This is a genomic window from Acuticoccus yangtzensis (assembly GCF_001927245.1).
Classification (GTDB): Bacteria; Pseudomonadota; Alphaproteobacteria; order Rhizobiales; family Amorphaceae; genus Acuticoccus; species Acuticoccus yangtzensis.
In genome coordinates, this window is record NZ_MJUX01000005.1 from 20984 (window position 1) to 45646 (window position 24663).

At 70.6% G+C, this 24663-nt stretch carries 17 protein-coding genes and 1 tRNA gene; 11 read left to right on the plus strand and 7 right to left on the minus strand.

All coding sequences use genetic code 11. The features are described from left to right. Positions 1–21: 21 nt before the first annotated feature. The 5 genes from BIX52_RS13540 to pcaD are packed head-to-tail and all read right to left on the minus strand — an operon-like array spanning position 22 to position 3655. The gene (locus tag BIX52_RS13540; protein ID WP_075221633.1) at positions 22–1107 is read right to left on the minus strand and encodes a 3-carboxy-cis,cis-muconate cycloisomerase; all 1086 of its coding nucleotides are present in this window, start codon (positions 1105–1107) and stop codon (positions 22–24) included. Next, positions 1107–1709 carry a protocatechuate 3,4-dioxygenase subunit alpha gene (gene pcaG / locus BIX52_RS13545; protein ID WP_075221634.1) on the minus strand — a complete coding sequence of 201 codons (603 nt, stop codon included), beginning with the start codon at positions 1707–1709 and terminating at the stop codon, positions 1107–1109. The genes BIX52_RS13540 and pcaG overlap by 1 nt, the downstream gene beginning before the upstream one ends. Next, positions 1709–2446, minus strand: a complete 738-nt coding sequence (gene pcaH / locus BIX52_RS13550; RefSeq protein ID WP_075221635.1) for a protocatechuate 3,4-dioxygenase subunit beta — start codon at positions 2444–2446, stop codon at positions 1709–1711. The genes pcaG and pcaH overlap by 1 nt, the downstream gene beginning before the upstream one ends. 14 nt (positions 2447–2460) lie before the next feature. Next, positions 2461–2862: a 4-carboxymuconolactone decarboxylase gene (pcaC, locus tag BIX52_RS13555; protein ID WP_075221636.1), complete on the minus strand. Its 402-nt coding sequence runs from the start codon at positions 2860–2862 to the stop codon at positions 2461–2463. Further along, entirely contained in the window at positions 2855–3655 is an 801-nt protein-coding gene (gene pcaD, locus BIX52_RS13560) for a 3-oxoadipate enol-lactonase (protein ID WP_075221637.1), read from the minus strand. The genes pcaC and pcaD overlap by 8 nt, the downstream gene beginning before the upstream one ends. 248 nt (positions 3656–3903) lie before the next feature. Between pcaD and BIX52_RS13565 the strand changes: the two genes are divergently transcribed. The 5 genes from BIX52_RS13565 (at position 3904) to BIX52_RS13585 (ending at position 7797) form a co-directional block, all read left to right on the plus strand. After that, entirely contained in the window at positions 3904–4260 is a 357-nt protein-coding gene (locus BIX52_RS13565; protein ID WP_075221638.1) for a BufA1 family periplasmic bufferin-type metallophore, read from the plus strand. Between the two features lie 59 nt (positions 4261–4319). Further along, the gene (bufB, locus tag BIX52_RS13570) at positions 4320–5342 is read left to right on the plus strand and encodes an MNIO family bufferin maturase (RefSeq protein WP_245803199.1); all 1023 of its coding nucleotides are present in this window, start codon (positions 4320–4322) and stop codon (positions 5340–5342) included. Beyond that, a complete protein-coding gene (locus BIX52_RS13575) occupies positions 5332–6111 on the plus strand; it encodes an HvfC/BufC N-terminal domain-containing protein (protein WP_157956260.1) in 780 nt (259 codons plus the stop codon). The genes bufB and BIX52_RS13575 overlap by 11 nt, the downstream gene beginning before the upstream one ends. Positions 6112–6184: 73 nt before the next feature. Continuing rightward, the gene (locus BIX52_RS13580) at positions 6185–6730 is read left to right on the plus strand and encodes a DoxX family protein (RefSeq protein ID WP_075221639.1); all 546 of its coding nucleotides are present in this window, start codon (positions 6185–6187) and stop codon (positions 6728–6730) included. Then, the gene (locus BIX52_RS13585; RefSeq protein WP_108676574.1) at positions 6727–7797 is read left to right on the plus strand and encodes a threonine aldolase family protein; all 1071 of its coding nucleotides are present in this window, start codon (positions 6727–6729) and stop codon (positions 7795–7797) included. Before BIX52_RS13580 ends, BIX52_RS13585 begins: the two co-directional genes overlap by 4 nt. A 93-nt stretch (positions 7798–7890) precedes the next feature. Here the strand turns inward: BIX52_RS13585 and BIX52_RS13590 are convergent, their stop codons facing one another. After that, positions 7891–8346: an Hsp20 family protein gene (locus tag BIX52_RS13590; protein WP_075221853.1), complete on the minus strand. Its 456-nt coding sequence runs from the start codon at positions 8344–8346 to the stop codon at positions 7891–7893. A 143-nt stretch (positions 8347–8489) separates the two neighbouring features. On the opposite strand from BIX52_RS13590, the gene BIX52_RS13595 reads away from it, so the two are divergent. The 6 genes from BIX52_RS13595 to BIX52_RS13620 all read left to right on the plus strand — a co-directional run bounded on the left by BIX52_RS13595 (position 8490) and on the right by BIX52_RS13620 (position 22721). Continuing rightward, on the plus strand, positions 8490–13079 hold the full coding sequence (locus BIX52_RS13595) for an alpha/beta fold hydrolase (RefSeq protein ID WP_139312773.1): 4590 nt from the start codon (positions 8490–8492) through the stop codon (positions 13077–13079). Positions 13080–13118: 39 nt separating this feature from the next. Beyond that, the gene (locus BIX52_RS13600) at positions 13119–13805 is read left to right on the plus strand and encodes a J domain-containing protein (protein WP_075221641.1); all 687 of its coding nucleotides are present in this window, start codon (positions 13119–13121) and stop codon (positions 13803–13805) included. 101 nt (positions 13806–13906) lie between these two features. Then, entirely contained in the window at positions 13907–14575 is a 669-nt protein-coding gene (locus BIX52_RS13605) for an N-acetylmuramoyl-L-alanine amidase (RefSeq protein ID WP_083660260.1), read from the plus strand. Positions 14576–14682: 107 nt separating this feature from the next. Further along, positions 14683–14757, plus strand: a tRNA-Glu gene (locus tag BIX52_RS13610). Between the two features lie 289 nt (positions 14758–15046). Further along, positions 15047–21934, plus strand: coding sequence for an autotransporter outer membrane beta-barrel domain-containing protein (locus tag BIX52_RS13615; RefSeq protein ID WP_108676576.1), 6888 nt, complete (start codon positions 15047–15049; stop codon positions 21932–21934). Positions 21935–22169: 235 nt separating this feature from the next. Then, positions 22170–22721, plus strand: coding sequence for an NADPH-dependent FMN reductase (locus BIX52_RS13620; RefSeq protein WP_075221643.1), 552 nt, complete (start codon positions 22170–22172; stop codon positions 22719–22721). Positions 22722–22753: 32 nt separating this feature from the next. Here BIX52_RS13620 and BIX52_RS23270 read toward each other — a convergent pair whose 3' ends face one another. Next, positions 22754–24508, minus strand: a complete 1755-nt coding sequence (locus BIX52_RS23270) for a hypothetical protein (RefSeq protein WP_157956261.1) — start codon at positions 24506–24508, stop codon at positions 22754–22756. Positions 24509–24663: the final 155 nt, after the last annotated feature.

Consider the following 24663-nt stretch of genomic DNA (forward strand, 5'->3'; position numbering starts at 1 on the left):
CCCGCTCGCGGCCGCTCCCTCTCAGGTCGCGCCGTCGAGGATCGTCCCCTCCGATGCGCCCATCTGCTCGATCGCTGACAGAAGCCGCGTCGCCGTCAAGAGGGAGGCGCCGCAGGCCGCGCACATTTGCGGCAGGATCATCCATTCCAGCGCCCAGGAGGCGCCGGACCGTTCCTGCTCATGCATCAGCGACTGAGCGAATCCGCCGAGCTGGGCGGCGTTGAAGCGCGCCAGGGTGACGAGAAGCTCACCGTCGATCGGGTTCTTCTTGTGTGCCATGGCCGAGGAGCCGCCGCCCCCCGCGAGGCGGATTTCGCCGATGCCCTGCTGGGCCATCAGCGCCACGTCCTCGCCGATCTTGCCGAGCGCGGCCGAAATCTGCGCCAGCCACCCGGCGTAGACGCCGAGACCATCGCGCGCGGTGTGCCACGAGGCGCCGGGGTCGGACAGGCCGAGCGTTCCGGCCATGTGGGTGGCGATGGCGTCGCCGTTGCCGTTCCAGCCGCGCCGCGTGCCGACGGGGCCGCCGAACTGCACGATTTCGATGCGCGGACGAAGGCGGACCAGCCGGTCCCGCTGGCGTTCCAGCGGGAGCTGCCACTCGCGGATCCGGTCGGCGACGGTGATGGAGAGCGCCGCCTGCATGCGCGTGCGGCCCATGATGACGCGCCGCCCATGCGCCTTCGCGAGCGTTTGCAGCCGGGCGACGATCTCCACCAGCCGTGCGTCGAAGATGTTGTTGATCTCGACCAGCGTGAGGGCGAGCGCGGTGTCCATGATGTCCTGGCTCGTCGAGCCGAGGTGGACGTAGCGCGCATTGTCCCCCGCCGCGGCCTTGATCGCCGCCGCGTAGGCCGGCAGCGGCAGGCCGTCCTTCATCGTGCCGGCGGCGAGCGCGGCCATGTCGGGCGTGAAATCCGCCAGCATGGCGCAGATCGCGTCGGCGGCGGCCTTGGGGACGAGGCCGGACGCTTCGGCCCCGCGGGTCAGAGCGATCTCGACCTGATTATAACGCTCCACCGTGCGCGCGGCGGCGAAGGCGGCGGCCACGTCCGGGTCGCCGAAGAGGCCGGACAGCAGCGGGTCCTGGAAGACGCTGATGGACATCAGATGTCGAGAAACACCGTCTCGGCGTCCCCCTGCAGATGAATGTCGAAGATGTAGGCGCCGTCCTTCAGCGGGGCGATCAGCGTGTCGCGGCGGACCTTCTGCTCGATGCGGTTCAGCACCGGGTCGGCGGCGTTGGCCTCCGCCTCGTCGGCGAAATAGAGCCGGGTGTTGAGGCCGATATTGATGCCGCGCGCGACGATCCACAGCGCGATGTGCGGTGCCTGCATGCGCCCGTCCGGCCACGGCACGCGGCCGGGTTTGATCGTCTCGAAGGTGAAGACGCCGCCCTCCATGGTGGCGGCGCGGCCCCAGCCCTTGAACTTCGGGTCGGCCGGTCCGCGCGGCTCGGCGGGTGAGTTGTACAGCCCCTCCGCGTCCGCCTGCCAGGCCTCGACGACGCCGTCCAGGATCGGCGTCCCCGTGCCGTCGATGATGCGGCCGCGGATGGTGATCGTTTCGCCCTTCACGCCGTCCATGTAGAGCGGGCCGGAGCCGAGATCTTCCGGATAGAGGCCGGTGAGGCCCGCGAAGGTGGGCACGCAGCCGATGTGGACATAAGGCCCCGCCGTCTGTGACGGGGTCTCGCGGAAGGTCGGCATCAATTGCCCTCCAGCTTGTTCTCGAACGGCGTGGAGCGGCGGCCGCGCACGGTGATGTCGTAGCGATAGGCGCGCGCGTCGAACGGGATGGTGTTGTCCATGTCGAGCGTCGCGGTGAGGAGCGCGGCGGCGTCGGGGTCCGGCAGGGTGCCGACGATGGGGCACATGGCAATCATGGGGTCCCCCTCGAAATAGAGCTGCGAGATCAGGCGCTGGGCAAAGCCGGAGCCGAACACCGAGAAGTGGATGTGAGCAGGGCGCCAGTCGTTCGGATTGTTGGGCCACGGATAGGCGCCAGGGCGCACGGTGCGGTACCAGTAGTAGCCGTTCTCGTCGGTGATGACGCGGCCGCAGCCGCCGAAATTGGGGTCCAGCGGGGCGAGGTAGCCGTCCCGCACGTGGCGATAGCGCCCGCCCGCATTGGCCTGCCACACCTCGATCAGCGCGCCCGGCACCGGCCGCCCCTCCCCGTCGCGCAGGTAGCCGTGGACGATGATCCGCTCACCGATCGCGCTTGTCCCAGGCGCGGCATAGTTGACGGTGAGGTCATGGTCGTTCGGGCCGAGAAGGTTGTGGCCGAACACCGGCCCCGTCGCCTCCGTCAGCGAGTTGGAGAAGGAGAGCAGCGCCTGACGCGGCGAGCGCAGCACGCTGGTCTTGTAGCCCGGCGCGTAGGACGGCGGGTGCTCGCCCAGATTGCGCGGCACGAAGGGGTGGACGGGGTTGTGGTTACGCATCGCTGTCGATCTCGTCAGGACGGGTCTTCGGCCAGGGTGGCTTTGGCCAGCTTGATGGCGTGGTTGCCGGCCGGAACGCCGGCATAGATCGCAACGTGCATCATCACCTCGGCAATGTCCTCCGCGCTCGCCCCGGTGTTGCGGGTGGCCCGCAGGTGGAGCTTGAACTCCTCCCACTGGCCGAGCCCGGCGAGAAGGGCAAGTGTGACCATCGACCGCTCGCGCAGGGTCAGCCGGTCCGACGCCCATGTGCGACCCCACGCGGCCTCGGTGATCATCGTCTGGAAGGTCTCGTCGAAGGCGGTCACGTTGGCGGACGCACGGTCGACGTGCGCATCGCCCAGCACCTTGCGGCGGGTGGCCATACCCGTGTCGTAGATCGCGCTGCGGCCGGGGGCCGCGTCGTCCTCAGCCATGGGTCAGCCCCTTCTCGGCGAGGAACCCGGCGATGGCGGCGGCGATCGTCTCCGGCTCCTCCACGCACGGGATGTGGGCGAGATGGTCGAACACGCGCAAGGTGCCGTCCGCGACCCCGGCGGCGACCACCTCCAGCAAGGCGGGCGGCGTCGACTGGTCCAGCCCGCCGGCGATGGCGAGGGTGGGCACGGTGATGGCGCCGAGCTCGGCGGTGAGGTCGGTGTCGCGCAGGAGCGCGCACAGCGCCGCGTAGCCGGGGACGGACTGGCGCACCACCATCGCCCGCATGGCGGCCACGGTGTCCGGCGCCGCCGCGTGGAAGGCGGGCGAGAACCAGCGCGCCATGGTGGCATCGCCGATGATCTCGATCCCCTCCGCCCGCACGGTGGCGATGCGCGCCTCCCAATCGTGCCGGTTGCCGATGCGCGCGCCCGTGCAGCACAGGATCAGCGCCCGGGTGCGGTCCGGAAAATCGAGCGCGAATTTCTGCGCGATGAGCCCGCCGATGGAGAGCCCGCACGGAACGATGGCGTCGAGCCCCAGCGCATCGGCCAGACCGGCGAGGTCGGCGGCGTGGGTGGCGACCTTCTCGGCCGGGGCGAGCGGGGACAGGCCCATGCCGCGCGTGTCGACCCTGAGGACGCCGAGCCCGGCCGGCAGCGCTGCGACCACACCGTCCCAGATGCGAAAGTCGGTGCCGAGCGAGTTGGAGAAGGCGATGGTCGGCATCCCCTCCGCCGCGGGGCGGTGGTCAATATGCAGCGTTGCGCCGTTGGTTCTTATGAAGCGCATGGTTCCTCCCGAGTGCGCCCGAGACTGCCACGCAATTCCCGAGATTTGAAACGACTTTATGATCCACGCCCTTGGCTTTGCCCGTTGGCCTGTAGGCGACGACGGGCGCGGCTCGATCACGTCGCGGTGTTCGAGGGTGTCTTCATACTCGCGAGGACTTTATTATGGCGTGACAGGATGCGTTTTTATTTCTGCTTGGCGGCAGAGCCGACACGCCAACGACAGCCCGCCGCCGAAGGAGAGATCGCATGAGCCATAACCGGACCAATTCTCTGTCTCTGGCCGCCCTCGCGGGGGCTGTCGCCGCCGCAGCGTCGATGGCGTCGCTCCCTGCCGAGGCGCAGGCGAAGGAAAAATGCTACGGGGTTTCGCTCGCTGGCGAGAATGACTGCGCCGCCGGCCCCGGTACCACCTGCGCCGCAACGTCGACGGTGGACTATCAAGGCAATGCCTGGTCCCTGGTGCCGGCGGGCACCTGCGCGACGATGGAGCTACCGGGCGGCCGCCATGGCGCCACCGCCGACGCGCTCAAATCGGAAGGATTCGATGGACTGGCGCGCGATCTTCCCGCCGGTACCGATACCGCTGGACTGAAACCCGTCTGACAGGAATTGCGCAAGGATCGGCCGCGCCGGGGCGGCCGATCCTCGTGAGGGAGGCCCCGATGGACCGAACGGCGATGCTGCACCCGCCCTTTGCCTCGCCCATCGCGCCGCGTGACGGCACCGCGCCATCCTCGCGGTCCGAGGACGGCGCGCCGCCCGGCGAGTGGCGCCGCGATGTAGCGGGCACCGCGACGTCCAGCGAAGGCGAGGCGCCGCACGCTTTCGCCGCGGCGTCGGCGATCCCGGCGCGCGCAGGCGTCGGGCTGAAGCTGTCCCATGTCGACGCGATCCTGGCCGATCCCGGACGCATCGGTTTCGTGGAGATCCACGCCGAGAATTATATGGGCGATGGCGGGCCGCCCCACCGGGCCCTCGCGGCGATCCGCGACGTTCTGCCCATTTCGCTGCACGGTGTGGGACTGTCCATCGGTGGCGAGGCGCCACTCGACCGGGCGCACCTCGCCCGCCTCGCCGCCCTGGCAAAACGCTACGAGACCGGCCTGGTGTCCGAGCACCTCGCCTGGTCCACCCACGACGGCGCCTATTTCAACGACCTCCTCCCCGTTCCCTACACGGAGGCGACGCTCGCCCGCGTCGTCCGGCACATCGACCAGGTGCAGGAGGCGATCGGCCGCCCGATGCTGCTGGAAAATCCGTCCAGCTACGTCGCCTTCGAAGCTTCGACCATGGACGAGACCACGTTCATCCGCCGCATCGTGGCGGCGACGGGCTGCGGCCTCATCCTCGACATCAACAACGTCGTCGTGTCTGCCGTGAACCTTGCCACGCGGCCGGAGGATTATCTCGCGGCCTTCCCGCTGGAGGCGGTGGGCGAAATCCACCTCGCCGGTCATGCCGAGGACCGTGACGCCGCCGGCGCGCCTCTCCTGATCGACACCCACGACGGGCCCGTCCCCACCTCTGTCTGGTCCCTTTATGAGACGGCGCTGCAGCACATCGGCCGCCCCGTCCCGACGCTGATCGAGTGGGACGCGAATGTGCCGGATTTCGCCACGCTGGCGGCCGAAGCCGACCGGGCCGAGGCGGCTCTGCGCAACGCGGGGGCGCACGATGCCCGATAACGGCGCCCTTCCCTTCCAACCCGTCTACGCCGCCGACCATCGCCGCGGACACCCTGCCGCACCCGCCCGAAACGGGGCGGAAGCTGACGCCTTCGCCGACGCGGTCACGACGCCGGGCCGTCCTCTGGCCGGTATCGTCGACGGGACCGGCCGGCCGGCCGCCGACCGTCTCGACGTCTACCGCAACACCATCGTCGCCTCGCTGGCCGATGCGCTGGCGGCCACCTTCCCGGCGACCGCCCGCCTGATGGGGGAGGACGACTTTCGCGGCGCTGCGGTGGCCTTCGCGGTGGCGGTGAAGCCGCGTTCCCCGGTGCTCTCGCGCTATGGCGCCGGCTTCCCGGACTTCTTGATCCGCAGCGGCCACGTGGCTCCTTATGTGGCCGAGTGTGCCCGCATCGAATATGCCCGCGTCCAGGCCTTTCATGCGGCGGACGTGGCACCTCTCGACCCGGGCCGGCTCGGGCTCGCCCCCGGCCAGCTCGACCGTCTGGTGCTGACGCCGCACCCGGCGACCAGCTTCATCCCCACCCCCGGCGGCGGCTACTGCGCCTGGCGGGACGGTCAACCCGGTATCGCCCGCGCCGTCGTCGTCACGCGCCCGCGGATGGATGTTCTGGTGTCGCCCTTGATGGAGCCGGGGGCGCGGTTCGCCCGGCGCCTCCTCGCCGGAATGCCGCTCGGCGAGGCGGCGGCGGTCGACGGTCTGGACCTCACCAAGGTGCTGGCGGTCCTGTTGTCCTGCGGCGCCTTCGCCACCTTTCCCTAGCCGCCGTTCCCTCCCCGGCGCCCGGTTCGGACCCCTCGGCGCCGGCAGGGTCGTTCATCATCAGGACACCGCCATGCTGTCTCGGCTTCACGCTGCCGCCTTCGCCTTCGTCGACCGCATCTTCGGCGCCTGGCTCCTCGGCACCCTCGGCAGGGCCATCTTCGCCGGAGTGCTCCTCGTCTATTTCCTGGACAGCGCGCGCACGAAGCTCGGCGACGGGCTCAGCGGCCTCTTCGCCCTCAGCGACGGCGCCTATGTGCAGATCCTGCCCCAGGCCTTCGAGGCGGCGGGCTACGACAAGGCTGCCCTGACGACGCTGCAGGTGGTCATCGTGCATCTCGGCACCTATGCCGAAATCCTGTTACCGATCATGATTGTGGTCGGCCTCTTCACCCGGCTTGCCGCGCTCGGCATGATCGGCTTCGTTGCCGTCATGACCTATGTCGACATCACCGGACACGGGGTCGATTCGACCACGATCGGCACCTGGTTCGACAACAGTCCGTCCGCCGCGATCGCCGACCAGCGCCCGCTGTGGATCTTCCTTCTCCTCACGCTCGTCCTCAAGGGGCCAGGCCCCCTTTCGCTGGACCGGCTTTTCCGCAGGCGGCACTCTTGAGCATCTTCGGTTCCGACAACTGGGCCGGCGCGTCCGACCGGGTCATGGCGACCCTTACCGAGGCCAACGCGGGCGCGGCCCCGGCCTATGGCAACGACATCTGGACGCGGCGGGCGAAGGACGCCCTCGACGCCTTCTTCGAGCGTGAGGTGTCGGCCTTCTTCGTCGCCACGGGGAGCGGGGCCAACGCTCTGGCGCTCGCGGCCTATAGCCGTCCGGGCGGCGCGGTGCTGTGCCATCCCGACGCGCACATCGCTCGCGACGAAGCCGGTGCGCCGATCCTCTTCGCGCCGCAGATGATCGAGGGCGTGGACGGGCCGCGCGGGCTCATCGACCCCGACCGTCTCGCCCGGCGCCTGAACGATTACGCCGCCGGCAACGTCAACGACGGGCGGCCCGCCGCCGTCAGCCTGACCAACGCCAACGAGCTCGGCCAGTGCTACACCCCGGACGAGGTGGCGAGGATCGCGGAGCTTGCGAAGACGGCGGGTGCGGCGGTCCACATGGACGGGGCGCGGTTCATGAACGCGCTCGCCTTCCTCGGCGTGTCGGCGGCCGATCTCACCTGGCGCGCGGGGGTGGACACCCTGTCGCTCGGCCTCACCAAGGTCGGCGCCTGGTGCGCCGAGGTGGTCGTGCAGTTCGACGGCGACCGCGCCGAGGACACCCGCTACCGCCAGAAGCAGGCGGCGATGCTGATCTCCAAGAACCGCTTCGCCGCGGCGCAGGTGTGCGCCCTTCTGGAGGACGACCACGCGCTGGACCTCGCCCGCCATTCCAACGCGATGGCGGTGCGGCTTGCGGACGCCTTCGCCGCGGCGGGCATGGGCCTCGGTTTCACGCCGCAGGCCAACGAGGTGTTCGCGTGGCTCCCCGGCGAGACGGCGGCGCGGCTGAAGGCGGCGGGTGTCTCCTTCGCGCCGTGGAACGACATGCGCTCCGCCTTCGTCCCCAGCGGGCCGGAGGGCGCCGGCCTCTACCGCTTCGTGACGAGCTTCCGCACCACGGCCGAGGACGTCGCCGCGCTGGCCGTCGCCCTCGGCACCAACGCTCCCGCCGGCGCCTGAACGCAAAAAAGGCGCCCCGGTGTCCCGAGGCGCCCCATCGTCAGGCAAGTGTCGGTTCGGCCGCCGGTCGGGCGGCCGTCGCCGATGCCGCGATCAGGCCGCGGCGTCGATCGCCTTGGGCTGCCCGGCGGCCTCGATGGCGATGGTGCGGGGCTTCTTGGCCTCGGGCACTTCGCGCTTCAGAGACACGTGGAGCAGGCCGTGGTTCATGCTCGCCCCGGTCACGTGGACATGGTCGGCGAGCTGGAAGCGGCGCTCGAACGCACGGGTGGCGATACCGCGATAGAGGAAGTTTTCGCCGTCACCCTCCGGCTCGGTCTTCTGGCCGGTGACGGTGAGGGAGTTCTCCTTCACTTCGACGGTCAGTTCATTCTCGGCGAAGCCGGCGACGGCCATGGTGATCCGGTACTCGTCATCCGCGGTACGCTCGATGTTGTAGGGCGGATAGGTCTGGCTCTGGTTCGCGGCCTGCGCATTGTCGAGCAGGGAGAAGAGGCGGTCGAAACCGACGGTGGAGCGGTAGAGGGGGGTGAGATCGAATTGACGCATGATGTCCTCCGTGAGAAGCAACGATTGAGACACTGCCGACTGGCCAGTATCCCGAGGTCTTCGTGCGGCCCCGTTGTGGCGACCGCTCGAGAGATTTGGGGGGCCTTGGTGTCCGCTTCAAGTGTTTTTTGTGCGGAGTGAGCGTGGCAGCTTCGACTTGGGGATCGGTCGATCTCGGCGGCACGATCGGAACCTTGCACGCCGGGGCGAAGCTGCGCGTGGCGCACTGGCCGGGCACGACGAAGGGGGCCGCGTCGGGGGACGGTCCCGGCACCGTTCTCCTCGTCCAGGGCCGCGGCGAATTCATCGAAGTCTACGGTGAGACGATCGCCGATTTCTGCCGGCGGGGCTTTGCCGTCGTCACCTATGACCATCGCGACCAGGGGGGATCGCAGCGGCGATTGCGGCGCGGCGGTCATGTGGCCGGCTACAAGCATTATGCGGACGATCTCGTCGGCGTCGTGCGGCATGCGGCGCACCTCGGGTTGCCGCGCCCCTTCTACGTCGTCGCCCATTCGATGGGGGCGCTGACGGCGCTCGTCGCAGCGCCCCGGCTGACGGGCGAAGTGGCGCGCATGGTGCTGATCGCCCCGCCGCTTCACCTCGTACAGCTTCCGGCATCGGCGGGCATGATCCTGGCGGCGACGACGATCGCCGGGCTGACCGGGTTCGACAAGAAGCGCGTCGGCCCGGCAGACACGCGCGCGCGTCCCTTCGCAGAGAACCGCATCACCAGCGATCCCGCGCGTTATGAGACACTGGCGCGGCTGACAGACGGGAACCCGGACCTCACCGTCGGCGCGCCCACCCTCGGCTGGGTCCGCGCCACGATCACCGCCGGGCGGCGGGTGCTGAAAGGCACGGGACTGCCGCTTCCGGTACCGGCACTCTTTATCGCGGCCGGGCGCGACGAGATCGTGTCGACGCCTGTGATCGACCGTTTTGCGCGGTCTGCGCCGGGGAGCGGGGGCGTCCTCATTCCCGGAGCGCGCCACCATCTCCTTCTCGAGCGGGACGAGTTGCGCGATCTCGCCTTCGCGGCGATCGACGCGTTCATCACCCACGCCGACCTCGGCGAGAGTGCGCGCAGCGTGCCGCCGCGGATCGGTCGCGCCCCTCGCTTCGAGGCCGCACCGTCCAGCGGCACGGGCCGCTTACCTGTGCGACCGTTGCCCCGCGTTGTCCCCGCGGCCGCCCCGCCGGCAGCGGCTCACACGGCGGTGCCCCAGTCGGAGGCGGTCGAACCGAAGGCGGCCCCGCCGGCAGCTCCCCAATCGGAAGCGCCCCACCCGGCGGCAGCTCACACGGGCGCCGCCCACACAGGGGACGCGGAAGCAGGCCGCGGCGCCGGGGCCACGCGACTGCGCAAGCGGCTGGCCGGCCGAAGCGCGAGGATTTCCGGCGAGACCGAATCCGCGAGCGAGGCTCCCGCCGCCGCCTCGGGCCACCCGCCCGCCCCCACTGCCGGGACACCCGCGGCGCCACGCGCCCCCGCGGAGAGCCCGGTTCAGCCGCACGGAGCCGCGCCAGAATCGGAAGCCCCCGCCCGCGCCGGGCAGGACGCGCACCCGCAAAGCGAGCCCGACCGGGCGATCGACGACGTCGTCAAGGCAACGCTTCAAATCATCGCCGATCCCGCGTCCCAAGCGACGGAAGGTGAGCAGCCCGGCACCCCCGAGCGCGATCGACCATCGCCGCCGAAGCAACAGGCCGAAGCCGCAGCCGATACCGAAAAGGCCGGCCGGCCACGTACCCCGGCACGGGCGACCCCTCAGGTAGGCTCGCCTCTGCCTCTCGACCCGGCGACACGCAAACGGCGGGAGGCAGCGCGTGCCGCACGCCGGGCCAAAGCGTCCGGCCGCCCGACGCCACCGGCCAACGGCTCAACCGCCGATGCGCGCGAGCCCGTCGATCCTCCCGCGTCGCCTATCGACCGCAACGCAAAGCCTGAGGCACCCAAGGCCGAGCGGTCCGCAAAGGCAGAGGGCGCCGCCAGTGCAGAGGGCGCCGCCAAGGCAGAAAGTACCGCCGCGACGAAGGGGGCCGTCAAGACAGAAGACGCCGCCGCGACGAGGAGTGCCGCGCGCTTGGCGAACGCGGCACTCGAGACGCCGCACGTCACGGGCGTCTCGCCGTCACCCGGCCGGTATGCCGCCGCGCCCGTCTCCCCGTCTACCGGACCCACGACCGGAGGATCGGCGACTGCTTCGGATTTCGCGCCGCACAAGACTGCGCCAGTTGCGCCCGGCCAACCGGCCATCGCAAAGCAGACGCCAGCGCACCCCGACGCCGCCGCCACTTCGGGCACCCCGGCTGAGGAGAATACCGCCCCACCGGCAGCAGCGTTGCCCGCGGCCAGACCGCTCGAGCCAAAGCCAACGCCACCGGCCGACGTCGCGTCTGCACCAGACGGAACGTCCACAGCCAAGGCGGCACCGTTGGCGGCCGCTGCACCCAAGGCCGACCCGGCACCCCAAGCAGATGTGGCGCCCGAGGACGACGCGGCGACCAAGGCTGGCTCAGAGTCAAAGGTTGGCGCAGAGTCCAAGCTCGGCCCAGCGACCGAGGCCGGCGCGGGCTCTAACGCAGACTCGGAGCCCGAGGCAGACGCGGCGACGAAAGTGAACCCTGCTCCGGCCGGCCGCAGGTCGCCCGGCCTCGCCGCTGGCGCGATGGAACGGGGGGCGGACGCAGCACAAGGTGCCATCGACATCGCACAGGCGTCCGCTTCGGCGCAGACCGCGCGCGAGATTGCGTCCACGCCGGCGCCACGATCAGCGCCGAGAGCGCCGGAGCCGCCGCACGACCGGCAAAGCGCCCAACAGCCTCGCGGCAACCATTCGGAGCCGGCGGCGGGCGACGCTGAGACGGCATCGTGTCCCAAGCAACAAACCGGCCCCGCTGCGGCCGATGTGTCGGACGCGGCCGGAATGCGGCATGAAGCGCAGCATGCCCCGTCGTCGATCCCCGCGGCGAACAGCTCGACGGAGCGAAAGGCGGCCTCCGCGGCGCCCCGGGAGGTCGATCCCACCGCCCACAGGGCCCCGCCTGCGCCCGAGGGCGCCGAAAACGGTACGTCGAGCCATACCGAACGCACGCGCCGATCCACCGAGGCGCCGGGCGCCGTCCCGCCCACGGCCGCACCGCGTGGTGACGAAAAGCCGGCGCGGCCGCGCCGCGGCGTCTGGTCCAGACTGCGCGGCGGTCCCGGCACCCCGCGCGCCGCAGAGGTTCCTCCCGCCAAGCGTCCCATTTTCACCGCCAAGCCGAAGTCGCTCTCGGCCGGTCCCGCTGCGGCTCTTTCCACCGTGCATCAGACGCCGCAGGCCGGTGCCCCAAGCCCCAATAGGCCGATTGCCTCCACACCGTCGGAGACCAGGCCGTCCGGGACCCCGCCGGCTCATGTGGTGGGCACCAGCCCGGCCGCGGCCGCGCGCCCCTCCGTCGCCACCGCCGCGGACACTGCGACCGATCGCCCAGCACCCCCCGCCGCTACACCGCCGCCGATCGAGCGCAGCCCCACAGCCGAACCGGCGCGACCGGCGCCGTCCGGACCCATAGCCGCGCAGCCGAGGCCGACCGCGCCCGTACCTGCACAGCCGAGGCCGACCGGGCCCGTCCCTGCACAGCCGACGCCGTCAGCGACCGCCACCGCGGCGCCAAGGGCCCCCAAGCCCGGACCCGCAGCCACGACGCCCGCGCGAGCTGATCGCGCCGGCATAGGCCCGACGTTGTCTGCGAACGCAGCCGCGACGCCGACACGAGCCGAGGACGACCCAACACACGCGGCGCCGGTGGTACGCGAGGACGCGACGGTTCCCGCGGCGCCGGAGGCCCCCGTGCCGGGACCCTCAGCCGCAGCCGCGACGTCCAAGCAAGCTGAGCCCGCCCCTGCGGATCCGGCGCCGTCTGCGAGCGCAGCCGCGACGCCGACACGAGCCGAGGACGAGCCAACATACGCGGCGCCGGTGGTACGCGAGGGCGCGACAGCCCCCGCGGCGGAGGCCTCCGAGCCGGAACACGCAGCCGGACCCACAACGCCCGGGCAAGCTGAGGCCGAACCTGCCGAGCCGACGTTGTCCGCGACCGCAGGCGCGGCGTCGACGCGAGCCGAGGGCGAGCCGACGCGCGCGGAGGCGGGGGCACTCGAGGGCGAGCCCGCACCCGCGGCGCAGGGGGCGGCCGAGCGCGAGCGCGCAGCGGGGCCCGCACCAGCGATGGCGGCGCCGTCCGACGTCGCAGCGGTGCGGCCGGTCGACGAAGCCGTGCGCGCTGCGGCAGAGCCCGCCGCGCCGGAACTCGGCTCCGTCGAGGGCCGGATCGACGGCGGGACCACCTCCCCCACACCCTTCCCGCACAGCCCCGCGGAGGTGACGGCAGCAGCGGGCCAGGCGCCGACAGGGGCCGCGAGCCTCGGTACCGCACCCGGCGAATCGCTCCCCATCGAAGGCGGCGCCTTCGCAACGGACCACCTTCCGATCGAGCTCGGCCAAATGGATGCCGACAACGGCCTCTTCACCACGGACTGGCTGAACTTCGGCGGGGGCACGGAGGAGGCCTCGGGCGCCACCACCACCATGTGGGTGCCGATCCCCGAGCAGCACCCCAAGCTGCCGCAGGAGCCCTACCGGGCCGATGAGGGCGAGCCGGAGCCGGAGGCACCCGCCGCCGAGCCAGAACGCCGCAAGCGCATGCCGATCGGACCGGGGCGCCTGCTGAGGCGCCGTCCATGAGCGCCCGTCTGCGGCCCCACCCCGGACACGGGGCCTGAGATGGGCGTTTGGGACGCCATCGGCTCGGCCCTCCAGTCCGTCGGCGCCGCCGGGGCCGATGTTCTGGAGCGCGTTCGCAGCGCCACCGGCACCGGCACGCAGGGCCGCGACGCGGCGTTCTCGATGGCCATCGTCGCTCTCGCCGCCAAGATGGCGAAGGCCGACGGCGTGGTCACGATGAGCGAGGCCGCCAGCTTCTGGAAGCGCTTCGACGTGCCGGATGACGCGCACCGCTCCATCCGCCGCCTGTTCGACCTCGCCCAGCGCGACGTCGCCGGCTTCGAGGCCTACGCCCGCCAGATCGTCCGCCTGTTCCCGGAGGACACGGCGGTACACGAGGACACGCTCGACATCCTCTTCACCATCGCCGCCGCCGACGGCGTGATCCACGAGAACGAACTCGCCTTTTTGGAGAGCGTCGCCGAGATCTTCGGCATCGAGGGGGTGCGCTGGAACCGGATCAAGGCGCGGCATCTGCAGCCGGAGGCGGACCCGCTCATCGTCCTCGGCCTTCCCGCCGGGGCCGACAAGGCCGCCATCACCAAACGCTACCGCGAACTGGTGCGCGAACATCACCCGGACCGGCTGATCGCACGCGGCGTTCCGGAGGAGTTCGTCCGCATCGCCACCGATCGGTTGGCCGCCATCAACGCCGCCTATGATGCGGCCCTTGCCCGCGCATCGTGACCGCCACCGTTCCCGCTCTGCCGGACGGAACACCGGTCCGCTGGCGTCCATCGCCGAACGTCAATGCGCGCGAGGGGGCATGCGCGGCCGGCGGTCCGGACATGATCGTCCTCCATTATACCGACATGACGAGCGCGGAGGCGGCGATCCTGCGCCTGTGCGACCCCGAGGCGAAGGTGTCCGCCCACTATCTCATCGCCGCGGACGGGACGGCGACGCAGATGGTGGAGGAGGACCGCCGCGCGTGGCACGCGGGCGTGAGCGCCTGGTTCGGCGCGACCGACCTCAACAGCCGTTCCATCGGCATCGAGCTCGACAGTCCGGGCCATCGCCCCGACGCGCCGATCTTCCCGGACCGGCAGATCGCGGTTTTGCTGGCGCTGCTGACCGCCGTGCGCGGCCGCTGGCGGGTACCGCTGCGCAACGTGGTCGCCCATTCCGACATCGCCCCCCACCGCAAGATCGACCCGGGCGAGGCCTTCCCCTGGCAGCGCCTCGCCGCTGCCGGCCACGCGATCTACGTGCCGGCCCCCGACGCGCCGGGTGCCGCCTCCCCGGTGGATCCGGCGGTTCTGATCCCGCCGCTGACGCGCTGCGGCTACACCTTCGCGGCCGGCGCCGACCCCGCCCTGGTTGTCGACGCCTTTCACCGCCGCCACGTCCCCAGCCTCACGGGCGCTCCTCCCACCGAAGCCTCGTTGCAGGTGGCGCGCGCCCTCGCCGCGGCGATCGACGCGGAGATGAAGACGAAGGCCGTTGCCGCACCTTGAGCCGGGCTGGGGAAAAGTCCGCCGCGCGGCGCGTTCGCCTGTCGCAGCGGCCGATGGGGACTTGTGTCCCCGCGGAAGCCTGCCTATAACGCCCCCAACAAGCCGCTGCGCCCTTCGTCTATCGGTTAGGACGCCAGATTTTCATTCTGGAAAGAGGGGTTCGATTCCCCTAGGGCGTGCCACGTCAGGCTGGCTGCCCCGCAAGGCCCTCTCCCCTTTCGTTGCTTAATCTGTCGCGCTTTCTGCCGTGTCAGGCTAATTTTGTTTGCCGCGCTGCAAGACTAAACATCCGTTCGACTCGCCGGGCGCATAAGTTTTAGTGTCACATGGTTGCAACGGCGCTTTGCCGATTGCAAAAACTTATAAATCGTACCTTGGATGATTCGCTCCGCGGGTCGATGCTGCATGCAGGATCAGACGGCGGATGCAATGACTTCATTCAAGACTTCTCCTCTCCTCCACCGGACCTTGATGGTCTCCACGATCTTGTCATCCGGTGTCGTTCTGATCCCCTCCGGCGCCCGCGCGCAAAGCATCGGCTGCGATGTCGAAGTCGGCGTGTGCAATTTCTACGGCGGCGGCAACCCGTCCTCCACGCCCTACCTGTTCACGTCGACCGGCTCCGCAGGCTCAGGGTCCACCAACGGATCGGCGGGAACGGGAGCCCAATTCATCTACGGCTCGAACCTCGACGTTTCGCTGCCGGGCGGCGGAAATACCGACAGTTACCTTTACGCCACCTGGGTGAACTCGATCGGCGGCAACGGTTCCGAGGGCGGCCCCTCCGCCGGTGGCGCCGGCGGTGCCATCAGCGCTTTCCCGCCCTCGTCGATGCAGTTCAACATCCTGCAATATTACGACACGGCCTATGAGATCGAGGTCGGGCGTTTCACCTCCACCGGTGGCGACGGCAACGACAACAATACCAACGATGCCAGCGACGGCGGCGCGGGCGGCGCGGGCGGTTCGGTCAGCTACTTCGGCTTCGGGCAGAATGTGACGCTGACCACGACGCTGACCGGGCAGGCGGCGAACGGACCCGTCGCGGGCATCCGCGCGGCCAGTTCCGGCGGCCATGGCGGGCGTGGTAATGAAAGCGTCTCCTATACGCCCAAAGGCGGCGACGGCGGCGCGGGCGGCGAGGTGTTCGTGAACACCGGGACCATCACGGTGGGGTCGAGCAGCAATCCGATCGTCGGCACCGACGTCTACGGCGTGTGGGCCTTGTCCACGGGCGGGCGCGGCCCCAACAACTACAATTCCTCCAACCAGAAGACCGAGGGCGGCGGCGGCGCCAGCACCGGCGGCGCAGGCGGCCACACCAACGTCGTGACGAGCGGCAATGTCACCGTCCATGGCCAGGCCTCCAGCGGGCGGCTGCGCGGGATCTACTCCGGCAGCATCGGCGGCGATGGCGGCTGGTCCTACGATGTCGGCGTCGACTCCGATTTCACCGCCGGCGGCGACGGCGGCGACGGCGGCGAGGCGGACGCCACGATCTCGAACAACGTGAACGTGATCCAGTCCGGCACCAGCGCCTCCAGCATCCAAAGCGCGGCGGTGGCGGTGATCTCGGAAGGGGGTGACGGCGGCGTCGGCCAGTCGGGCACCTCGGGCGGCACGGGCGGCGACGGCGCCAAAGTCTCCGTCACCATCAACGAGAGCGGCGACATCTCCGCACAGGGCACCGCGGTCGACGGTCTCTACGCGGTCAGCCGCGGCGGCGTCGGCGGCGACGGGCTGAAGAACGCCAACAACTCGCCCGGCGGCACCGGCGGCAATGCCGGCGAAGTCGTGATTCACAGCTCGGGCGACAACAACGCGATCACCGCGGCGGCCTCTTCGGCGGGTTCGGACTCCGGCCGCGGCATCGTCGCCCAGTCGGTGGGCAATTTCGGCGGCGGCGGCTCGGACGGCAACGCGGTCTTCGGCAATCCGGGTTCGGCCGGCACAGGCGGCAACGGCGGCACCGTCGACATCACCCTGGAAGCGACCACCACCATCAGCACCGACGGCACCAATTCAGTGGACTCCGGCCTCGCCTTCGCGCACGGCATTCTCGCCCAGTCGATCGGTGGCGGCGGCGGTGACGGCGGGGACTTCCAAGGCTTGTTCGGCGGCGAATCGGGTGCGGGCGGCAAAGGCGGCACCGGCTCCAACGTCAGCGTGTCCACCCAGCTCGGCGGGTCGATCACCACCCACGGCATCAACGCCAACGGCATCTTGGCGCAGTCCATCGGCGGCGGCGGCGGCTCGGGCGGCGTGTCCGACGCGGTCGGCGTGGCGCTCGGCGGCAGCGGCGGCGACGGCGGGGCCACCGGCACCGTGGACGTCGAAATTCAGTCGGGCATGGCGATCGAGACCTACGGCTATGGCGCGGCCGGCATTTTGGCGCAGGCCATCACAGGCTCGGGCGGCGCGGCGGGCGTCACCACGGCGATCGTCTCCCTCGGCGCCACGGGCGGCAACGCGGCCGCCAGCCCGCCGGGCAAGGTGACGGTGGACAATGCCGGCTCGGTGACGACCCACGGCGATGCGGCCATCGGCGTCCACGCCCAGTCGATCGGCGGCGGCGGCGGCGGCGCGTCGGGCAAGCCCAGCACCGACAGCAGTTCCACCGACTACGGCGTTTTCACCCTCGGCACCACCGGCGGCGAGGGCGGCAGCGGCGGCGAGGTGGAGGTCGGTAATGTCGGCAACGTGACGACGTCCGGCCTCTATGCCCACGGCGTGCATGCCCAGTCGATCGGCGGTGGCGGCGGCAACGGCGGCGACGCCTTTTCGGTCGGCATCCTCAACGTTCCCACCGTCGCCATCGGCGGTCAGGGCTCGTCCGCGGGCAACGGCGGCACGGTGACGATCAGCGACCCGGACCCGATCAACGTCCAGACCAGCGGCCTCGGCGCGGCGGGTGTCTTCGCCCAATCGGTCGGCGGCGGCGGCGGCTCGGGCGGTGATGCGACCGCCGACACCTTTGTCGACGACCTGCAGTTCACCTTGGGCGGCTATTCGGGCGGTGGCGGCGCCGCCGGCGACGCGTCGGTGACGCTGAAGAACGGCTCCATCACCACGGGGGCGCGCCAGGCGGCCGCGGTCAAGGTGCAGTCGATCGGCGGTGGCGGCGGCTCGGGCGGCAATGCGTCGAGCACGTCGGCCGGCTTCATATCGCTCGGCTTCGCGCTCGGCGGCAAAGGCGGCGACGGTGGCGCGGGCGCCGAAGCGTCGGCCACGATGACGAACATGACCATCGGCACCGCCACCACCGATTCCGATCCCTATGACGCGATCGGCATGCTGATCCAGTCGATCGGCGGCGGCGGCGGCACGGGTGGCACGGCGACGGCGTCCTCGCTCACCACCGGCTTTCCGATCGACCCCGAAGACCCCGACTATACGCTGTCCTTCAGCGCCCAATTCGCACTCGGCGGCTCCGGCGGCAGCGGCGGTGACGGCAGCACGGCCACGGGAACGCTGGAGAACGGATCGGCCCTCACCACCAACGGCGCCGGCTCGCACGGCATGCTGGTCCAGTCCATCGGCGGCGGCGGCGGATCCGGCGGCGACGCCCGCACGGCGACGACGACCTTCCCGGATTCCACCGAGCAATATACGCTGACGATCGACGCCGCGCTCGGCGGCACAGGCGGCAATGGTGGCACCGGCGGGGCGGCATCGGCCGTCGTCGGCACCAGCGGGGGCAGCTCCACGCCGACGACCATCACCACCAACGGTCAATATGCCAACGGCGTGATGGTGCAGTCGATCGGCGGCGGCGGCGGCAACTCCGGCGTGCCGACGAGCACGACGAACAACATCGCCGGCGCCGGCAATTTCGGCATCACGCTGGACCTGGGCGCGGCCAACCTCGACGCGGACGAAGGCGGAGCGGACGGCGGCACCGCCTCGGTGACGCTCTACGAGGACGCGCAGATCACCACGACCGGGGACGGCTCGCGCGGTGTCCTCGTCCAGTCGGTCGGCGGCGGCGGCGGCACGGTGCAGGGCGGCGAGCTTTCGATGAACGCCGAGTTCAAGTCCCAGGGCGAGGGTGATGCGGCCGTGGCGGACGCCTCGGACGATGACGACGACAGCAACTGCTCGAGCCTTACCGGCGCCAACACCTATTGCGGATCCTTGACGGTCTCGCTCGGCGGCTCGGGCGGTTCGGGTGGCGCCGGCAAGGCGGTCACGGTCACCATGGAGGGAGCCGAGATCAACACCTCCGGCATCGACGCGGACGGCATCCTGGCGCAGTCCATCGGCGGTGGTGGCGGCCTCGCGGGGACGGTCGGCTCGTCCGACAACATCGCCGACGATGGCGGTGACGGCGACGGTGACGGGGACGATGTTGCGGCCGCCGATGAGGATGATGACGACGACGACGGTGTCGACGTCTCGCTGGCGCTGTCGGTCGGCGGGTCGGGCGGCACGGGCGGCGGCGCGGGTGCCGTCACGGTCAGCCATCGCGGTCACACCACCACCCAAGGCGATTGGGCCGACGGCGTGGTGGCCCAATCCATCGGCGGCGGCGGCGGAACGGGCGGAACCGCCCTCTCTTCCTCCACCGGCGCGACGGGCCAGATCGACGTCGGCGTCGGCGGCAAGGGCGGCAGCGGCGGCACGGCCGGCACCGTCACCATGAGCTTCAACGACGACAATCCCGGGTCGGCGGTGACCACGAACGGCTATATGGCGCACGCGATCGTCGGCCAGTCGATCGGCGGCGGCGGCGGCCAGGGCGCCGACGGGTCGGACACGGCAACAGGCTCGCTCAGCGTCGGCGGAGCTGCCGGCGGAAGCGGCGGCACCGCCAGCGCCGGCAACACGGTCGAGGTCAACGGATACAGCGTCGTGACCACCCACGGGGCTGATTCGCACGCCATCGTGGCGCAGTCGATCGGCGGCGGCGGCGGCATCGGCGGGGCGGGCACGTCCGACACCTCCGAGGGCGGCGACGATTCCTACAGCGTCGACATCGCGGTCGGCGGGCGCGGCGGGCTGGGCGGCGATGGCGGCCAGGTCACCGTCGACATCGGCACCGAGATGAGAACGTACGGCAATCGCGCCTTCGGCATCGTGGCGCAGTCCATCGGCGGTGGCGGCGGTATCGGCGGCGTCGGCTCGGCGGACAACATCGCCAGCCTCAATCTGGGCGCCACAGGCGGCTCCGGCGGCAGCGGCGAAGCGGTGTCGGTCGACGTCACCTCAGGCTTCATCGACACCACCGGGCGCGGCTCACACGGCATCATCGCCCAATCCATCGGCGGCGGCGGCGGCATCGCCGGCGACGCGGGCAGCGGCCCGATGACCTACGTGAACCGCGCAGGCGGCGCCAACGGCAACGGCGGCAGCGTCTCGGTCACCACCAACGCCTCGATCAGCACCACCGGCGACTATGCGTTCGGCATCATCGGCCAGTCGATCGGCGGCGGCGGCGGTCTCGGCGGCGACTCGTCCGGCGTCAACCTCGCCGGCAACATGTGGGACGGCGCCTATACGACGGCGAGCACGGTGGACATCACCAACAACGCCTCCGTCCACGCGAGCGGCGAAGGCAGCATCGGCATCTTCGGCCAGAGCGATGCGCCCGATCAGACCGCGAAAGTCACCGTCACCGCGAACGCCGACGTGACAGGCGGCAGCGGCGAGAACGGCTACGGCGTCTTCGTCAGCAACGGTAACGCCAACCAGTTGACGGTGGCGGAGGGCGTGACAGTCACGGCCGGGAGCGGCGGCTACGCGGTCGGCTATTTCGGCGTCGACGGCGCGACGGAGGGCTCCACCCTCACCGTGGACAACTACGGCACCATCTCCGGCAACATGCAGGGCAACAACGACGACGGGTCCAACGCGATCACCGTCAACAACTACTCGTCCAACTCGCTGATCGGCGCGACGCTCTACGAGGCGCACGTGAACAACTATGGCCGCCTCGTGGTCGGAAGCGGCACGGACGCCGGCGAGACGCTGACCATCACCGGCGACTTCCGCCAGTCGCGGGCGGGAACGCTGGCGACGGTGGCGGACTTTGCCGCGGGGGAGACGGCGGCCCTCGCCGTCGGCGGCGACGTTCGTCTCGGCGGGCGGATCGAGGTGGACGCGACAACGTTGCAACGCGGCGCGTCGCCCACCCTCGTCACCGCGGGCGGCACGATGACCGGCACCATCACCGCCATCGACACACCGGCGGTGGATTTCGAGACGGTGGTGGAGAACGGCGAGGTTCGCCTCACCGTCGCCGGCACCCGCTTCAACGCGGCCTTCGACCTTCTGGAGAAGAACCAGTCCACGGCGGGCGGGCACCTCGACGCGCTGTTCGATGCCGGGGCCACACGCTATGCCGCGATTCTGGCCGACTATAATCGCCTTGCGGGCGGGGACGCGGACGGGCGTGACTATGCGCTGGCCTTGTCGGCGCTGTCACCGGGCGCGTCCCAGGCCGCGGCCGCGTCCCACGCGGTGCTGACCCAGGGCCGGCTCGACAAGGCGCTCAGCTGCCCCGCCTTCAAGCGCGGCGATGCGATGCTGACCGAAGATTCGTGCGCGTGGACCGAAGCTGGCGGCGCGGCGATGGACCAGGGCGGCGCCCCCGGCTACGACGGCAGCCTCTGGGGCTTTGCCGGCGGCGCGCAGGTGGAGTTCAAGCCGGAATGGTATGTCGGCTTTGCCGGCGGCTATGAGAGCTCCCGCTACAAGTCCTCGGACGGCTTCTCCCGCTCCACCGGCGACACGGTCTATGCGGCGGTGGCGCTGAAGCGGCAGATCGGCGGCTTCCTGCTGTCGGGCGCCATCACCGGCAGCTACGGCTGGTACGATGTCGACCGCGGCGTCGTGGCTCCCGGCTTCTCCGGCACGGCGCGCGGCGATTACGACATCGTCTCGCTCGGCGCACGGGCGCGCGTCGCCTACACCGTCGCCAACGACTTCGGCTATGTCCGCCCGTTCCTGGACGTGGACGCGATCTACGCCCACTCCGGCGGCTACACCGAATCCGGTGCCGGGCTCTATAACCTCAAGGTGTCCTCGCAAGACCAGTTCGCCTTCGTGGCGACCCCCGCCATGGAGGTCGGCGCGCGGCTGAAGATGGCGATGGAGTGGGACGCGCGGCTCTACGCGACCGCGGGCGTCAGCCTCTCCACCGAGGACGACTGGGTGACCGAGGCCCGGCTCAACGCGGCACCGTCCGGCACGGGAACGTTCGAGACGACGCTGCCGGTGGCCGACGTTCTGGCGCGCATCGGCGCCGGCATCGCGGTCAGCCACAAGAGCGGGTTCGACCTCAACGCGGCCTATGAGGGCGCGTTCGGGGACGACTACCAGAGCCACTCGGGCACGATCCGCCTGGAGAAGCGTTTCTGATGCGCACGGCGCCGTGGCGGCAATTCCTCGCCGCCGCGGCCCACCATCGCGCCACGATCGCGCGGCAGTGAGGCGGCGGCCGTGCGGGGCGACGCTACCGCCCCCAACCGGCGGTGCACACGAAATGACGAAGTCGCACGGCGCCGCCGACCTCAAGCGGATTGACGCTCACACCCGCCAGGGCGCCATGTGACGGGAACACCCATTTTCGGGTCGGTCACGCAAGGTGCATCTCATGAGCTACGATGTTGCAATCCTCGTCGGCAGCCTTCGCAGCGGGTCATACAACCGCATGGTGGCCGATGCGCTGGTCGCGCTCGCCCCCGACACGCTGAACTTCCGCTTTGTCGAGATCGGCGACCTGCCGCTGTACAATTCCGACCTCGACACCGACACGCCGCCGGCCCCCTGGACGCGGTTCCGCGAGGCGATGGCGGGCGCTCAGGCCGTCCTCTTCGTGACACCGGAATATAACCGCTCGATGCCGGCCAGCATCAAGAACGCACTCGACGTCGGCTCTCGGCCGATGGGGGCGAGCATCTGGAACGGCAAGCCGTGCGCGGTGGTGACGGCTTCACCCGGCGGCATCGGCGGGTTCGGTGCCAACCACCACCTGCGCCAGTCGCTGGTGTTCCTCAACATGCCGGCGATGCAGCAGCCCGAGGCCTATATCGGCGCCGTTCATACGCTCTTCGGCGAAGACGGGAACCTGACGTCGGACGGGACGCGCGACTTTTTCGGCAAGATCGTTTCAAGCTTCGCGGCGTGGGTCGCCAAGCACGCCTGAGGCGAGGCGGACGCCCAAACCGGCCCGACCGCTCAGAGTTGACGGACGACGAGCTTCGAGAGAGCGACGGAGAGGATGCGCGGATCACCCTCGTCGCTCCGATCACCCGTGTGGGGGGTACGCAGGACGACCTCCACCGCCTCGGCGAGAGGCCGCGTGGCGTCGGCGGCGGGAAAGATCGCCGTCTTCACCACGGCCGACCCTTCCAGCCGCGCGACGGACGTCTCATCCGGCGAGTGCTGGTCGAACTCGATCTCGAGAGCGTCCACGGCGGCATCGTCCAGCACCATCGGCAGGTGTGCCTCCACCGCGACGGGCCGGTCGATTGGGATGACGATGGTGAAGGCCTGCTCTTGCGCACGTCCCATCCAGGCGAAGGATGTGCCGTCTTCCATGGTCTCCAGCGGATGGAAGGCCGTTTCGTCGAAGGCACCGCGGACGAACAGCGTCACGATTTCGCGGCCTTCGTCATCGCGGCTGCGGGTGATGTCGAGCGGACCTGCGAGGCCGGGCACGCGGTAAGGCGCGGGCGCCTCCGGTTCGGGCTCCGGCTTGGGAGCAGGTTCGGAGGCGGGTTGAGGCGCGCCGGCATCGGTCGGCGGCGCCTCCGCGGCCTTGCCCCGAGGCGGCGCGGCAGGCTCCACGGTGATGTAGGAGATACCGCAGCCGACGCAGCGCGGGTCCCCCGTGGCGCTGAGGTCCACACTGTGGTTCTGCCGCAGCCAGATCGACAACGTATCGTCACCCTCGGGCGTGCCGTCGGCCGCGGTCGGCATCTCCACGATCGCGGTCTTCGCGATCTGCCCGTTCGGCAGCATCGCCGTTTGCGTGCGCGTGGCGAAGCGGCCGTTGACGCCGATGTCGAGCGCGCCGAGCGCCTTGCCGTCGATCACCACCTCCAGCACCACCGTCACCTTCAGCGCGGCCATGGCGGGGATGTGGGTCGGGATGACGGCCTCGTTCTGAAGCCCCATCCAGCGGAAGGGCCTGCCGCTCGCCGTCCGCTCGAAGCCGTGGAAGGCGGGGTGGGTGAAGGTCTCGCCCAAGCTGATGGAGGTGACGCCGGCAGCGTTCTGCCGCGCCGCGAGCGCCGATTTCAGGCTCGCGGTCTCGGCGCGGGCGCGGTCACGTTCGGCGGTGATCTCGGCGAGGGCGGTCGCGGCGAGGTCTTCCACACCCGGATCGCGCCGCTGCAGGATGCCGGTGTAGTACAAGAAGGCACTGTCGGCGTCGACGGCGGGTGTCGTGTCCTGCCCTGCCGCCTCGGCCAGCTCCGCGCTCAGCTTGCGCGCCTTGGGGGCCGCGGCCACGCACACCCGCGCCAGAGCGCGCAGCACCGGGTCGCCGCGCATGACCCGGCGGCCGCGTTGGCGCCAGGCGTCTTCCTCCCCCGCGACTTGACGGCCGAGGGCACGGTCGGCGGTGGCCGACGGGTGCAGTTCGAGCTCGGCCATGTCGACCAGCAGCGCCCCGCCGTGTTCGCCGCCTTCGCTCTTGCCGATCGCCTGCCGGGCCCGCAATTCGGCGAGAAGCGCCGTCGCCGCCGTCACCCAAGGGCCGATGGAGCCGGAGGGTTGCACGCCGCGCCCCATCGCCTCCAAGAGCACGCTTTCGAGGGTGCGGTAGACAAAGACGACGCGCGCTTCATAGGGGCTGGCGCTGGCGTGCTGCACGGTGGACACGGCCACGTCGGCACCGCGGTCGCGCAGGCGCTCGACGAGATCCTTGATATCGCGGGAACTGTCGACGCCCTGCGGCGGCACGACAACGACGTGTTGCTGAGACATGCCTCGCTGATAGGCCGTGCCTTGAGCGCCGTCCAGCGAAAGCCCGGCAGCGACGCCGACAATGTACAGCACCGCGGACGGCCCCGCTCGCCGCGTCGGAAGGCGCCGTGGTGGGTCGCCCTTGCATCCGATGACTTTTGGCCCGAAAGGTCGAT